At 27.8% G+C, this 14,504-nt stretch carries 15 protein-coding genes; 3 read left to right on the top strand and 12 right to left on the bottom strand.

What is annotated here, in order from left to right; genetic code table 11:
- The first annotated feature begins 202 nt into the window (after window positions 1-202).
- The 3 genes from E5347_RS05805 (at window position 203) to E5347_RS05815 (ending at window position 1,838) form a co-directional block, all read left to right on the top strand.
- Entirely contained in the window at window positions 203-430 is a 228-nt protein-coding gene (locus E5347_RS05805) for a hypothetical protein (protein WP_136005435.1), read from the top strand.
- Window positions 423-770, top strand: a complete 348-nt coding sequence (locus E5347_RS05810) for a DUF2085 domain-containing protein (protein ID WP_207670450.1) — start codon at window positions 423-425, stop codon at window positions 768-770. The genes E5347_RS05805 and E5347_RS05810 overlap by 8 nt, the downstream gene beginning before the upstream one ends.
- A gap of 312 nt (window positions 771-1,082) precedes the next feature.
- Window positions 1,083-1,838: a class I SAM-dependent methyltransferase gene (locus E5347_RS05815; protein ID WP_136005437.1), complete on the top strand. Its 756-nt coding sequence runs from the start codon at window positions 1,083-1,085 to the stop codon at window positions 1,836-1,838.
- Window positions 1,839-2,154: 316 nt separating this feature from the next.
- On the opposite strand, the gene E5347_RS05820 is transcribed toward E5347_RS05815, so the two are convergent.
- From E5347_RS05820 to xseB, 12 genes are all read right to left on the bottom strand, one after another.
- Window positions 2,155-3,411, bottom strand: coding sequence for an HD domain-containing phosphohydrolase (locus E5347_RS05820; protein ID WP_136005438.1), 1,257 nt, complete (start codon window positions 3,409-3,411; stop codon window positions 2,155-2,157).
- A gap of 420 nt (window positions 3,412-3,831) precedes the next feature.
- The gene (locus tag E5347_RS05825) at window positions 3,832-4,695 is read right to left on the bottom strand and encodes an SDR family oxidoreductase (RefSeq protein ID WP_136005440.1); all 864 of its coding nucleotides are present in this window, start codon (window positions 4,693-4,695) and stop codon (window positions 3,832-3,834) included.
- The gene (locus E5347_RS16835; protein ID WP_168354915.1) at window positions 4,688-4,849 is read right to left on the bottom strand and encodes a hypothetical protein; all 162 of its coding nucleotides are present in this window, start codon (window positions 4,847-4,849) and stop codon (window positions 4,688-4,690) included. The genes E5347_RS05825 and E5347_RS16835 overlap by 8 nt, the downstream gene beginning before the upstream one ends.
- Window positions 4,850-5,130: 281 nt before the next feature.
- A complete protein-coding gene (spo0A, locus tag E5347_RS05830; RefSeq protein ID WP_136005441.1) occupies window positions 5,131-5,940 on the bottom strand; it encodes a sporulation transcription factor Spo0A in 810 nt (269 codons plus the stop codon).
- A 224-nt stretch (window positions 5,941-6,164) separates the two neighbouring features.
- The gene (spoIVB, locus tag E5347_RS05835; RefSeq protein ID WP_136005443.1) at window positions 6,165-7,355 is read right to left on the bottom strand and encodes a SpoIVB peptidase; all 1,191 of its coding nucleotides are present in this window, start codon (window positions 7,353-7,355) and stop codon (window positions 6,165-6,167) included.
- A gap of 169 nt (window positions 7,356-7,524) precedes the next feature.
- Window positions 7,525-9,231: a DNA repair protein RecN gene (recN, locus tag E5347_RS05840; RefSeq protein ID WP_136005444.1), complete on the bottom strand. Its 1,707-nt coding sequence runs from the start codon at window positions 9,229-9,231 to the stop codon at window positions 7,525-7,527.
- 15 nt (window positions 9,232-9,246) lie between these two features.
- Entirely contained in the window at window positions 9,247-9,696 is a 450-nt protein-coding gene (locus E5347_RS05845) for an arginine repressor (RefSeq protein ID WP_136005446.1), read from the bottom strand.
- A 1-nt stretch (window position 9,697) separates the two neighbouring features.
- The gene (locus E5347_RS05850) at window positions 9,698-10,549 is read right to left on the bottom strand and encodes an NAD(+)/NADH kinase (RefSeq protein ID WP_136005448.1); all 852 of its coding nucleotides are present in this window, start codon (window positions 10,547-10,549) and stop codon (window positions 9,698-9,700) included.
- A 156-nt stretch (window positions 10,550-10,705) separates the two neighbouring features.
- A complete protein-coding gene (locus E5347_RS05855; protein WP_136005449.1) occupies window positions 10,706-11,515 on the bottom strand; it encodes a TlyA family RNA methyltransferase in 810 nt (269 codons plus the stop codon).
- Between the two features lie 11 nt (window positions 11,516-11,526).
- Window positions 11,527-13,386, bottom strand: coding sequence for a 1-deoxy-D-xylulose-5-phosphate synthase (gene dxs / locus E5347_RS05860; protein WP_136005451.1), 1,860 nt, complete (start codon window positions 13,384-13,386; stop codon window positions 11,527-11,529).
- Window positions 13,387-13,405: 19 nt separating this feature from the next.
- Window positions 13,406-14,281, bottom strand: coding sequence for a polyprenyl synthetase family protein (locus E5347_RS05865; RefSeq protein ID WP_136005452.1), 876 nt, complete (start codon window positions 14,279-14,281; stop codon window positions 13,406-13,408).
- Window positions 14,274-14,486, bottom strand: coding sequence for an exodeoxyribonuclease VII small subunit (gene xseB, locus E5347_RS05870; protein WP_136005454.1), 213 nt, complete (start codon window positions 14,484-14,486; stop codon window positions 14,274-14,276). The genes E5347_RS05865 and xseB overlap by 8 nt, the downstream gene beginning before the upstream one ends.
- Between the last annotated feature and the right edge of the window lie 18 nt (window positions 14,487-14,504).

Here is a 14,504-nt window from a genome sequence, read left to right on the forward strand (position 1 = left end):
GCTCTTACGTCTCACGTAACATACCACAACAATGATTTTGTATTAACAACCATTGGCTTTTAACATAAATTAAACATCCATATAGCAACTTAAAACATAATAATTAACATAATAATTATGTTACTCCAATTAAAGGATTTTATGGGAAATTATAGCGCTTTATGATATAATTAAAAGTAGTTAAACTGCTGGGAGGTATTATATGAGTGAATTAAATGAAACTGAAAATATTAGTTGTCCGTCATGTGATAGCCACAATATAAAGATTATTATAGAAAAAGAGAATGAAAACTATGACCTTACAAGTGGAATATTAGGTACAATTTGTCTTGGTCAGATAGGAATGTTATGTGGGTTATGCTGTGCTGACGGCGAAAAGAAAAAAACCACTTGTATATGCAATGAATGTGGGACAAAATTCAATGGATAAAAGACTAGATAAAATATGGCTTTTTTTCATGAATATCTTTGCAAACACTTGTCATCAAAAGGCTGAAAGAAGTTTCTTTATAAGTAAATATCAGTTTCCAATCTGCGCAAGGTGCACTGGGTTAATGTTAGGATATATTTTAGGAGTATCATTGGCTTTTTCAGGAAAACAAGTTAACTTATTAACCAATTTAGTATTTATACTTATTATGTTTATTGATTGGTTTCTACAATATAAAAAAATTAAGAAATCTAACAATTATAGAAGATTATTTACTGGATTTTTATGTGGATTAGGTATTATAGGTGTTTGCTATACTGTACTTATACATGTACTATAAACTATGATTATCAGTAAAGTTATGATTAAAAATATAAATAAAAAGAGTAGATTTCTGCTCTTTTTATTATGCCTTTAATTCATCAGACTTTCATATGTTTAACTATATAATCAACATTATTCAACAAAAAAGACTTAAATATTAAATAAACACTAATAGATGTAAAACTTTATTCAACTTATATATACAATCAAAGTTAATATATTATATCTCCTCTTTTATAATCTATATGATAAAATTATCTTATATGGATTTTACATAATTCATATTTCTTAATAATATATTATTTTGTATAAATGGAGATGTAATAAAATGGACAATACTGAGAAATTCACAGGTAAAGCTTCTGTTTACTCTGAAGCACGACCAAGTTATCCAAAAGCTCTTTTTGATTATTTAGTGAATATAGAAAAAATTAATAAGGATAGTTTTATTGCAGATATAGGCTCTGGTACAGGGAAATTTTCAGAGTCATTATTGAATTTTGGCTTTAAAGTATTTGCAGTAGAGCCTAATAAAGATATGAGAACTGAAGCTGAAAAGTTATTATCATTAAGCTTAAATTTTATATCAATAAATGGAACTGATTCAAATACTACCCTTAAAGATAACTCTATAGACTATATAACTGTTGCTCAAGCTTTTCATTGGTTTAATCCAGTAGCTTTTAAAGAAGAATGCCAAAGAATACTTAAAGAAAATGGTAAAGTAATATTAGTTTGGAACAACCGAGTTCCAGAATCAGAAATAGTTATAAAAAATGCTGAAATATGCAAAAAATATTGCAAAAATTTTAAAGGATTTAGTGGAGGATTAGATATTACTTCTAATACAATAAGTAAATTCTTTAATAATAAATATGATTTTATAAAATTTGCAAACAACTTAAAATATGATGAAGATAAATTTATAAAAAGAATGTTATCATCATCTTATTCTTTAACTTCAGATGATGTAAACTATTTAGAATATATAAATGCTTTAAAAGACCTTTTCAAGAACTATTCTATTAATGGAATTTTAACAATACCTAATGAAACAAATATGTATATTGGAAATGTATTTTAATTACCATTTAAAAGCAATAAATCTAGTAATTTATTGTAATTCACTTCTATATATTGAATAGCATTAATTTTTTTGATATTATCTTTTTACGGGTTAAATATCTCCAAGAGGGATTGATACTTAAAAAGCAATAGTTGTTGCAAATGGAGCTACTGGCATAGCTCCTTTTTTATTTTCATATTCTATCCTAATAGAAAAAGTCTCCTATTTATCTAAATATTGACAATAGGAGATCATCTTATAATAATTAATTTACATATCTTATTTTTTCAATTAACCACATTCAACTTTTATCTTTATTAAAACCCATATATAATTAAGCCGCTCTCTTAAAGTACTTTAAAAGCAGTTCATATTCTTCAATTAAATTATTATATACACTTAGCATTTTCTTTGTATTTTCCCTTACTTTATCAATTATATAATCATAATTATTTATAACTAAATTACAAATTCTATTATCAATTTTATTAGAAGATGCCATATTAGATAAAATTGAGATTACTTTTTCTTTCGGGAATTCCCCCTTATAACTTCTTATATTAACAAGAGCACTAACTACATCTGCTATTGCAACTATTCTTACTTCAAGAGAAATTTCATCTCCCTTTAATCCAAAAGGATATCCTGTACCATCTAATTTTTCATGATGTAACGTGGCAATATCTCTTATATCATCTATTCCTAATCCACTTAATATTTTATATCCTATAATAGCATGATTCTGTATCTGTTTATACTCATCCTCAGTTAGCTTACCTGGCTTTTCTAATATCTCTATAGGTACCACTATCTTACCTATATCGTGTAACATAGAAGCAATTTTAATTTTTCTTGTCATCTTTTCATCTATATTAAGCATATTAGCTATTTGTGCACTTATTTCTTCTACTGCTATTGAATGTATAACTGTTGATTCACTTCTAAAATCAATAGCATAAGTTAACATTCTTGTATAACTTATCACTTCTTCTCTAGATAGAATGATCTTATCAAAGATTTCATATAGTTCTTCTAAATAATTCTTATCTAAAATGTTTTCTAATAAATTATACTCAGTACAAGCTATTTCAAAAAGTTTCTTATGTTCCGGAAGTACCTTATCTCCAAATGTCTTCATTATCGAATCTTTATCCATTTTATCACCGTTCATTTTTCGAATAGAAATATAATCAGCTAAATGTAATAATAAGGCCTCTTTAGGAATAATTTTTTTCTTTTCATTATCTAAATCATTTGGAAACAAATGATGTCCTAAAACAACTTGAGATAAATCAGCTAATGGTGAAAAATGTTTAATAAATAATGATCCGTACACAGAATGCTCAATTGGCTCCTCTGAATCAATATCTAAAATTTTATCTCTTTTTTCAACCTTATATACACCTATATCATGAAACATTGCAAGTTCCATAAGTCTTAATATTTCATTTTCACTATAATCATTAGAAGCTTTCAATAATTTGTACATTATATAAGCTACTTCTTCTCCATGTCCTACCATTCTCTCATCCATGGAATCTAAAGTCCTCTGTATTACTATCAATATTTTTTTCAAACTTACTTTTTGCATTTTACACCTCTGAAGGATATTTATATTAAAAGAAATATACTTTGATTTAAATAGTATTCTATACATCATAATATTTTAAATTATAATTTCTTATTGTTCAATATTTAGATAAAATTTTCAATATAAAAAACTCCTATTTACTAATTTTCTAACTAATAAATAGGATTTTTTCTCATCATATTATCTTATTATTTATATTCATTTCATAAAAACTCATAACTATTTTATACATAAATTTAAATTATGATTTAGTGATTTGATATGAGTAATAAAGGATTAAAAGGCATAACTAACTACTAAAATAATTCATTTTATATTATGTTTACCGCATAGGATTTCAAAGAGTATATTATTTATATTTAAAATGCTATTTCTAGTTCTACTTGTATTTTAAAAATACTATGGGTAATAGGCTATTACCTATGAATTTACTAGCTCTCCTCCATTAATATGAATGGTTTCTCCAGTAATAAAACTAGCTCCTTCACTAGCTAAAAAAACATAAGCATCTGCTATTTCTACTGGTTGAGCTGCTCTTTTCATAGGATTATCTTGCCCAAACATAGAAACTTGAAATTCATCAAAAGATGCTGGTATAAGCGGAGTCCAAACTGGTCCTGGTGCTACTGCATTTACTCTAATTCCTTTATTAATTAAGTTCAATGCTAATGAACGAGTAAAGGATGTTAGTGCTCCTTTAGTCATAGAATAATCTATCAGTTTCTCATTTCCTTTATATGCTGTTATAGAAGTTGTGTTAATTATACAATCTCCATAAGATAAATGTTTAAGTCCTTCCTTTGTAATATAAAAAGCACCAAAAACATTAGTTTTAAAAGTTTTTTGAAATTGTTCAGTAGTTATATCGATTAAATCATTACATACATGTTGCTCTGCTGAATTGTTAACTATAATATTAATTTTATTAAATTTACTCTTAACAGTATTAATTGCAGATATGCAAAATTGTTCATCACCAATATCTCCATTTATCAAAATACACTCTGATCCAAAAAATTCAACTTCTTTTTTGGTTATCTCAGCATCATTATGTTCATTTAAATAAATAACAGCTATTTTTGCCCCCTCTTTCGCATAGGCAATTGCAACAGCCCTTCCTATACCACTATCTCCTCCAGTAATTATAGCAACCTTATCTTTAAGTTTACCTTGATTTAATGAAGTATTATTTTTATAAATAGGTTTAGGATTCATATCTTCTTCAATTCCAGGTTGTACATTTTGCTTTTGAGGTGGAAACTTATTAGGAAAATAATTATTCATCTTTATCCCCCTTAAAGTTATATTCATCACTTAATCTATTTTCTTTTATACTTTCTAAGTAATTTGTTTTATTTACTATATTACTTTCAAACTTTTCAACTGCTAACTTAGTAAAATTTCCAATATTGTTACTCTCATTTAATGATTTATCCATGTTTATCTCTCCTTTCTATCTCCTGTACTTTCTGTCTACATTCTTATTGTTGTATTATTATAAAAAAATATACTTTATTAACTATTTATAATTTTTCTTTTAATAATTTAGGCAATAAAAAACACCTCCTAAACAATTGGAATAACCCAACTGATAGAAAGTGTTCTACTTACTTAACTTAATATTTATTTATTGGTATCAATTACACTATGTTGCAATAAAGAACATTGAATTGACTTTTCAAATTACTTAACAGTCATTTTATCGATTTTTAACTTTAATTAGCTTACTTTATTCTTAAGTCTTAGCTTATCTGCAATGATTGCTATAAATTCACTATTTGTAGGCTTACCTTTTTCATTATGAATGGTATATCCAAATAATCTATTTATTGCATCAACTTGTCCTCTACCCCAAGCTACTTCAATCGCATGTCTTATTGCTCTTTCTACTCTTGAAGCTGTTGTATTATACTTTTTAGCAATTGATGGATATAATTCTTTTGTAACTGCTGATAGTAATTCCATATCTTTAACTACCATAGTTATTGCTTCCCTTAAATACATATAGCCTTTAATATGCGCCGGAACACCTATTTCATGTATTATATTAGTTATTTCTGTTTCTAAGTCTATAGGTCCTTTCGATTGATGTTTAACTTCTGTTTCAGCTGATACTGTTGGTTGTTTTCTAATAGATTCTGAAGTTGATCCATTAAACATTTCTCTGATTCTTTTTGTAAATACATCCATATCAAATGGCTTAACTACATAGTAATCAGCTCCTAATGTAATAGCTCTTTGTGTAATTTTATCTTGACCTACAGCCGATAATACTATTATTCTTGGCATTTTTTCTATTTCCATTGAATTTAACTTTTCTAAAACTCCTAAACCATCTAAGTGTGGCATAATAATATCTAAAACAACTAAATCTGGTTGTTTTTCCTCTATTAACTGTAAAGCTTCCCTTCCATCCTTAGCCACTGCAGTGACGATAATATCACGTTGATTTAATAAGTAATCATTTAATATGCTGCAAAACTCTTTATTATCATCAGCAATTAAAACAGAAATTTTTGAATCATTCATACTTTTCTCCCCCATCTTCCCATAATACATCATTTAATATTTTGTGTCTTGAAATTTTATCCTTACAAATCATCTATATATATTATTTATAGACATTGCATTTATTACCTTTGACCTTATAATCAATTTAATATCATTATATCACAAATTATTTGAAAGAAAATAGCTTTTTTACATTTTTTTGAAAATTTTATTATTATATATTTCCACTTTTTCATTTTCCTTTAATTAATTATACCAGCATCTTTCAGCATCCACTCTATATATATTCCATATCCTACATCTGGCTTATTAATTAAAACGTGTGTTACTGCACCAATTAGCATATCATCCTGAATTATTGGACTTCCACTCATTCCTTGAACTATACCTCCAGTCTTTTCCAATAATTCTTCATCAGTAACCTTTATTACCATACTCTTCGGTCCTGGTTTATCTTGAGGCAATAACTTAATTATTTCTATATCATAAAGTTTGGGTCCATCTTCATCAATAGTAGTTATTATTTTAGCTGGCCCTTCTTTTATCTCATTTCTAAAAGCTACCTTCAGTGGTTTGTTGAAAATTGTATTGATAAGTTTATCATTTCCTTCACCAAATATCCCAGTCTCAGTATTCTTTTCTATTTTACCTAAGCTATCTTTCTCATTAACAAACAATCCCTTTAATTCTCCTGGAGAACCTTTTTCACCCTTTCTTACACTAATTACTGATGAGTTTAAAAGATTTCCTTCACTAATAGTAAAAGGTTTATCTGTATCTCCATCAGTAATCGGATGTCCTAAGGCTCCAAATCTCTTTGTATTTTTATCAAAGAAAGTTAAAGTCCCAATTCCAGCAGTGGAGTCTCTTACCCAAAGTCCTAATTTATATTCATCATCTTCCTTTAACAAATTAATATCTTTGCTTTGTGTTATACCATTTCTTATATATTCTACTTCTATTTTATCATTATCTACTTTCTTGATCTTACTTGATAAATCTTTAGAATTCTCTATCTCCTTACCATTTATTTTTATTAATATATCGCCAAGCTCTATTCCAGAAGTCTTAGCTGGACTTTCTACTCTTGTATCATCCTTTTCTATATCTGAATGTCCAACTACTAAAACACCTTTAGTATTTATTTTTATACCAATGTTTAAACCTCCTGGATAAACTTCTAAATCCTTAACTTTGGACACAGCAATAGATTTAATTGGTATTAACCCTAATAGTTTTAATTCTAGCTCATCTTTATTAGAACTGCTATCTTTTATAAAAAAGCTATTAGATACTTTAATTGTAGAGTCATAATTACCTTCATTTATGTAAATTTTCTCTGGCAACTTAAATATATTTACATAGGTTATTAAACTCAGAATCAACATTGGAGCTAATATAGTCACAATAAATATTGATTTTTTATTTTTCATTTGTCTCTCCTCCTTTGCTTCTGTATTTAACTTTCCCACATCAAAAAACTTATATGCTGTTATAACAATGTTAAAGTTTTAAATTTTTAATATATATAACTCTAAAAATATAAAAGACTAAAATCATGGTAATAAACCATGATTTTAGTCTGTTCATATTCTTATTATCTTATGTATTAATCATAAGCATTTTTTTAATTTCTTCTTTTTTTAAATCAGCAAAGGCTACCATTTCAGAAGCATTTTCTAGTGTTACATCACTTACATCATCTCCACTAGTCATCTTCGCAATTTCCTTTATTTTTTCATACTTATTTAGCGTTCTAATTTTAGTATATGTTTTTCCATTTTCTACATCTTTTGATACAAAATAATGACAATCAGATAGAGCAGAAATTTGTGGTAAGTGAGTTATACATAACACTTGATGATTAACTGAAACTTCATACATTTTTTCGCCTACACGTTTAGCTATAGTTCCACTTATACCAGTATCAATTTCATCAAATATTAATGTTGGTATCCTATCTTTGTCCACAAAAACGCATTTAATTGCTAGCATAATTCTTGAAAGTTCTCCACCAGAAACTACTTTTTCTAATACCTTTAATGGTTCACCTGGATTAGTTGAAATCATAAATATTACATCATCAAAACCTCTTTGATTAAAGGAATTTGATTTTTCTATTAAAATTTTTATTTCAGCTTTTTCCATACCAACGTAGTTTAATTCTGATTTTATCTTTTCCTCTAAGAGTGATGCTTTTTCAACTCTAATATTATGCATTACTTCAGAAACGCTCTTCATTTTTTCTTCTATTTTAATCTTTTTATTGTTTAACTCATTAATTATTTCTTCAGAGTTTACAAGTTCATCATATTGCTTCTTTAACTTATCTAAATAGTTAAGTATTTCTTCAATAGACTCACCATATTTTTTCTTATATAAACTAATTTCATATATTCTTGAATTTATTTTCTCTAATTCAAATTCATCATAATAAATTTCTGAAGACATATCTCTAAGTTCTCTAGATATTTCTTCTAAATTATATAATGATTCCTCTACCTTTTCTCTTTTTTCCTTTATCTTATCTAAGTGAGCTTCTACTCTTGATAGCTCATTTACCACCTTAGATATACCTTCAACAACAGAAATACCTTCCATAGGGCTTTCTAATATCCCATAAGATTTACTTAAGGCTAAAGATATTTTTTCTGCATTAGAGAGTAAATTAAACTCTTCCTTTAAATTTTCTTCTTCATCAATTCTTAAATTTGCCTTTTCAATATCATCTATTTGAAATTTAACGTAATCTATTAATTTTTCTCTATCAGTGTTACCGTTTAACTCCTTTATCTTTTCATTTATTGAGTTATACTCACTTTGATACTCTTGAAAAGTCTTTAAATTATCCGTTAGTTCATTACCTATAAAATCATCTAAATATAAGATATGATAAGCTTTATTTAATAAATTTTGATTTTGATGTTGCCCATGTATATCTAATAACTTTTCCCTTATTCTCTTTAAATAAGAAAGTACTATAGATTTACCATTTATCTTAATTATGCTTTTACCTGAAATAGTTGTTTCTCTAGAAATTATTAATATTTCATCAGTTATATCAAGTTCATTTAGAACCTCATAAATATCTTCATTTTCAATAGAAAAAACCGCTTCAACAAAAGTTTTATCTTCACCATATCTTATTAAGTCTTTAGAAAACTTACCTCCTAAAACATAATCGATAGTATCTATTAATATAGATTTACCTGCACCAGTTTCACCAGATAATATATTAAACCCTTTTTTAAAATCAATGGATAATTCTCTTATTAATGCGAAATTCTTTATATTTAATTGTAATAACATAAAATCTCACCTTATTTATAAAATCATTTTTCTTACTTTATCAACAAGCTCCTCAGCCCTATCTAAGCTTCTAGCTAAAATGAATATTGTATTGTCACCAGCTATAGTACCAGCAACTTCAGTATCAAACAAAGTATCAATTGCTTCCGCAGCTGCAGATGCAGAACCTGTTAAAGTTTTTACTACTACGAAGTTATCTACATTTTCAACAGATACAGCAGCATTAGCTAATATACTAGATAATTTATCATTTATATCCTTAGATTCCTTAGATGAAGCAACATATTTATAGTTACCTGATGCCCCTTGCATCTTAATTAATTTTAAAATTTTTATATCTCTAGAAACAGTTGCTTGGGTTACATCAAAACCAGCTCTTTTTAACTCATCAGCTAACTCTTCTTGAGTTTCTATATCTTTTTCGCTTATAATTTCTAGTATTTTTGTATGTCTTTTTGATTTCAAATTAATCACCTTCACAATCTTTCCAATTATTTATAATTTTTGCCCTCAAAACCTTAAAATAATCATAGTCATCAAATAAAATAATACTTGCATGCTCTTTTGATTTTCTTATACATATTGTTGCTTCATCTATATATCTTATTGCTTTCTGGCCATCAAAAATTATATTAAATTCTTCATTATTGTTCTCTATTTTAACTTCTATATTTGAGTTACTATTTAATACTATTGGTTGTACCCCAGTAGTATGAGCACATATAGGTGTTAAGGTTATTGCGTCTACAGTAGGATAAACAAAAGGACCTCCAGCTGAAAAAGAATATGCAGTTGATCCTGTAGGTGTAGCTACTATTAAGCCATCACCCTTAAAAGTATAGTATCTCTTACCATCAATGAAAATTTGAAATCTTATCATCCTTGATAAGCTTCCTCTGGATATTACAATATCATTTAGTGCTAAAGATTGCCCTTTATTAATGTCTTCTGGAATATTAGATTTTAAAAGTATTCTCTCTTCAACTCTATATTCTAAATCTCTTAATTTTTTAAAAGCTAAATCAATATCTGATATTTCTACACTAGATAAAAAGCCTAGATTTCCTATATTAATGCCTAGGATAGGAACATCTATCTTTCCATTAATTCCTCTAGCTACACTTAATATAGTTCCGTCCCCACCTAGAACTATAATAAGATCTAATGAGTCCTGAAACTCATAATTAATGATATTATAACTATCTACCATTACTATTTCTATATTTCCGAAATACTCTATAAGTTTTTCTTTTACTTTTATAGCGCTTTCATTACTTTTATCCTTATCTAAGTTAATTGCAATGGCAACTCTTCTCATAATCATGCCCCCTGTATTTTCAGTTAACAATTAATAATTAACACTGGACGATTATAGATATAATTTTATCCAAATTAATCAAAAAATTATTTTCATTTTACACTAAATGTTTAACAATTATAGGTACAATTTATCATAGTTCATTTATAATCTTCTCTATAATAAGTTATGAGACTGTTCTACTATTGTATCTACATTACTAATATCAAAATTTGATTCTTTATTTTTATCCTTACTAAAGTAAACTAAGTATTCGATATTTCCTTCTGGTCCCTTAATTGGTGAGTAGCTTACGGAAAGTATATTTAAATCTTCTTTTTGAAGAGCATTTACTATATCCATTACTACTTCTTTATGAACAGCAATATCTCTTACTACCCCTTTTTTGCCTACTTTTTCTCTTCCTGCTTCAAACTGAGGTTTAATTAAAGCAACTACTTCTCCGTCATCCTTTAAAAGATTTAATGTTGCCGGCATTATCTTCTTTAAAGAGATAAAAGATACATCAATAGATGCAAAGTCAACTTTTTCTCCAATGTCTTCAGTAGTAACATATCTTATATTCGTTCTTTCCATACATACTACTCTCTCATCAGTTCTTAGTTTCCAAGCAAATTGTCCATATCCTACATCTATTGAGAATACCTTACTTGCACCATTTTGCAGCATACAATCTGTAAAGCCTCCTGTAGATGCTCCTATATCCATACATACCTTATTATCTAATACTAATCCAAATTCCTTTATTGCCTTTTCAAGTTTTAATCCACCTCTACTTACATAAGGAATTTCTTGTCCCTTGAAAACTATATCTGCATCTACAGAAACTTTTTCTCCTGCCTTATCAACTCTTTGCCCATCAACAAATATCTTTCCTGCCATTATACTTGTCTTAGCTCTTTCTCTTGATGTAAATATTCCTTTTTCAACTAACAGTATATCAAGTCTTTCTTTTTTTCCAGACATCTTTATCTCCTTTATTTACTCAGTTCTATAACAGCTTTTGCTATTCCTTCTGGATCTAAATTATTTTCTTTATATAATAAGTTAACATCACCTTGATGAACAAACTTGTTCTCATATCCCATAGCTTTAAATTTATTCTTAAATCCATTTTCATAAAGCTTCATAAGAACATAGCTTCCAAAGCCCCCACTTGTAACGTTATCTTCTATGGTAATTACAGTATTATCACTAGCTGCAACTTCTTTTAGCATTTCAACATCTAATGGTTTTATAAATGTAGCATTTATAATAGTTGGATTTATTCCTTCTTTTAGAAGAAGTTCTTTCGCTAATAAAGTATGTTGTAACATCTTACCAGAAGTGATTATAGTAATCTTTTCACCTGAATTTATCTTTTCCCATTTGCCATAATTTATTTCCTTTATAGATGTAATATCAATATTGCTATCTCCACCTCTAGGATACCTAATAGCAACTGGTCCATTTTGTTTTAATGCAAACTCTAACATAGGTTTTACTTCATCTGTATGTTTTGGTGCCAGTATAGTCATATTTGGAATTTGTGATAGGTAAGAAATATCAAATATTCCTTGATGTGTTTCACCATCTTCTCCTACTAATCCAGCCCTATCTATAGCAAATACAACTGGCATATTTTGAATACAAACATCATGTATAACTTGGTCAAAGGCCCTTTGTAAAAATGTTGAATACACAGCAAATACAGGCTTCATATTGGAAGCTGCAAGTCCTGCTGCAAATGTAGTTGCATGTTGCTCAGCTATTCCAACATCAAAGAATCTATCCTTATAAATATTTGAAAACTCTTTAAGTCCTGTTCCATCTGGCATTGCAGCTGTTATTGCTACAACTCTTTCATCCTCTTTTGCAATTTCTATCATTGCATTTCCAAAAGCTTTTGAATAGTTCATCTTGCTTGATGTATTAGATTCTCCACTTTCTAAGTCAAAAGGGCTTACTCCATGGTATTTATTAGGATTCTTTTCCGCAAGTTCATATCCTTTTCCTTTGCTTGTAACTACGTGTATTATAACAGGTTCTTCTATTTCTTTTGCCATTTCTAATACTTCATTCATAGTTTCTATATCATGTCCATCAATAGGACCTATATATTTCAATCCCATATCTTCAAATAACATTGAAGGCACTACAAATTGTTTTACACTATCTTTAAATCTTGAAATAACCTTAGCAAGCTTCACTCCTGCCTTTGAAGTCTTTAAAGTTTCATTTATATTAGATTTTAACCTATTATATTTAGGTTCCATTCTTAATTTATTTAAATGTGTTGATAATCCACCAACATTATCAGCTATGGACATTTGATTATCATTTAAAATAACTATTACTTTTGTCTTATTGAATCCTGCATCATTTAATGCTTCTAAAGCCATACCACCAGTTAAAGCTCCATCTCCAATTACAGCAATTACTTCATTTTTTTCTTTTTTAATATCTCTAGCTCTAGCCATACCTAAAGCTGCTGATATAGAAGTACTACTATGACCAGTATCGAAAGTATCATATTTACTTTCACACCTTTTTGGGAATCCACTTAACCCATTATATTTTCTTAAGTCTACAAATCTATCTTTTCTTCCAGTTAAAATCTTATGAATATAACATTGATGTCCAACGTCCCATACTATTTTGTCTTTTTCTAAATCAAAACTTTTAAATAAGCTTATAGTAAGCTCTACAACACCTAAATTAGAAGCTAAATGACCACCAGTTTTGGATACACTCTCTATTAAAAAGTCCCTAACTTCTGATGCCAATACTTCTAATTCTGCATTTGATAAATCTTTTACTCCTGAAGGAGAGGTAATATTATCTAATATTCTACCCATACTTAAACCTTTCTTTCTGTTAAAATTCCCTATTTAATAAATCTATAGTTAATTCTTTTAATTCTGAAGCTTCAACAGAAAGGCTATCTAACAATTTTATACATTCATTAGTCAAATTGATACATTCCCTTTCACAGTACTCTAACCCAAATAGAGTTATAAAATTTGACTTATTCTTATTCTCATCACAATTTATATTTTTACCTAATTTTTCTACATCACCAACAATATCTAAAATATCATCTTTTATTTGAAAAGCTAATCCAAGCTTTAAGCCAAAATTATTTAAAATTTCAATATCTTCTTTTGAAGCGTTAGCAAATATAGCTGCTGCTACTACTGAAACCCTAATTAATTCTCCTGTTTTCTTATTATGCATATATAATAGCTCTTCTTTAGAAATTGCTTTATCTTCATTTAATATATCAACAATTTGGCCACCAATCATACCTTCTGGTCCTGCTGCTTCTGCAATTTCCCTTGAAGCAAGCAAAGCATTTCCTCCATTATCTAAAGAAAATTTCATAAGTAAACTCATAGCCTCATTTAGTAATGTATCTCCAGATAAAACAGCTATATTTTCTCCAAACTTTTTATGATTAGTTGGCATACCTCTTCTTAAATCATCATCATCCATACATGGTAAATCATCATGAATAAGAGAATAAGTGTGAATCATTTCAATTGCTGCTGCCATTTCTATTACATCTTTATAATTCTTATTATATAACTCTGAAGTTAATAAAAAAAGTAGAGGTCTAACTCTCTTTCCACCAATTAACAAACTATAACTAGCAGAATCATATATAATCTTATTATAACTTCCTTTATCCTTAAAATACAAATTTAAATATTCATTAATATAATCTCTATATAAATTAACCTTACTACTCATTTTTAAGCTCCATTTCCATATTTTCTTTTATTACAGTTATCTTGCCTTCTAAAGCATTAAGGGTTTTATATAATTTATTAATTAATTTTATTCCGCCTTCATATTCCTTCATTAACTCTTCAAGAGGTAATTCGTTTTTTTCCATTTTATCTAAAATCCCCTGAAGATTAACTAGCATATCTTCATAACTTTCTTTTTTAGCCATAAATAATCTACTCCCTTT

Origin of the sequence: Clostridium sartagoforme, assembly GCF_004794105.1 — a bacterium.
GTDB classification, from domain to species: domain Bacteria; phylum Bacillota; class Clostridia; order Clostridiales; family Clostridiaceae; genus Clostridium; species Clostridium sartagoforme_B.

Excerpts from the sequence above, each read along its gene's own strand:
- E5347_RS05805 (WP_136005435.1), top strand. The coding sequence starts at position 203 with ATGAGTGAATTAAATGAAACTGAAAATATTAGTTGTCCGTCATGTGAT.
- E5347_RS05810 (WP_207670450.1), top strand. The coding sequence starts at position 423 with ATGGATAAAAGACTAGATAAAATATGGCTTTTTTTCATGAATATCTTT.
- E5347_RS05815 (WP_136005437.1), top strand. The coding sequence starts at position 1,083 with ATGGACAATACTGAGAAATTCACAGGTAAAGCTTCTGTTTACTCTGAA.
- E5347_RS05820 (WP_136005438.1), bottom strand. The coding sequence starts at position 3,411 with ATGCAAAAAGTAAGTTTGAAAAAAATATTGATAGTAATACAGAGGACT.
- E5347_RS05825 (WP_136005440.1), bottom strand. The coding sequence starts at position 4,695 with ATGAATAATTATTTTCCTAATAAGTTTCCACCTCAAAAGCAAAATGTA.
- E5347_RS16835 (WP_168354915.1), bottom strand. The coding sequence starts at position 4,849 with ATGGATAAATCATTAAATGAGAGTAACAATATTGGAAATTTTACTAAG.
- spo0A (WP_136005441.1), bottom strand. The coding sequence starts at position 5,940 with ATGAATGATTCAAAAATTTCTGTTTTAATTGCTGATGATAATAAAGAG.
- spoIVB (WP_136005443.1), bottom strand. The coding sequence starts at position 7,355 with ATGAAAAATAAAAAATCAATATTTATTGTGACTATATTAGCTCCAATG.
- recN (WP_136005444.1), bottom strand. The coding sequence starts at position 9,231 with ATGTTATTACAATTAAATATAAAGAATTTCGCATTAATAAGAGAATTA.
- E5347_RS05850 (WP_136005448.1), bottom strand. The coding sequence starts at position 10,549 with ATGAGAAGAGTTGCCATTGCAATTAACTTAGATAAGGATAAAAGTAAT.
- E5347_RS05855 (WP_136005449.1), bottom strand. The coding sequence starts at position 11,515 with ATGTCTGGAAAAAAAGAAAGACTTGATATACTGTTAGTTGAAAAAGGA.
- dxs (WP_136005451.1), bottom strand. The coding sequence starts at position 13,386 with ATGGGTAGAATATTAGATAATATTACCTCTCCTTCAGGAGTAAAAGAT.
- E5347_RS05865 (WP_136005452.1), bottom strand. The coding sequence starts at position 14,281 with ATGAGTAGTAAGGTTAATTTATATAGAGATTATATTAATGAATATTTA.
- xseB (WP_136005454.1), bottom strand. The coding sequence starts at position 14,486 with ATGGCTAAAAAAGAAAGTTATGAAGATATGCTAGTTAATCTTCAGGGG.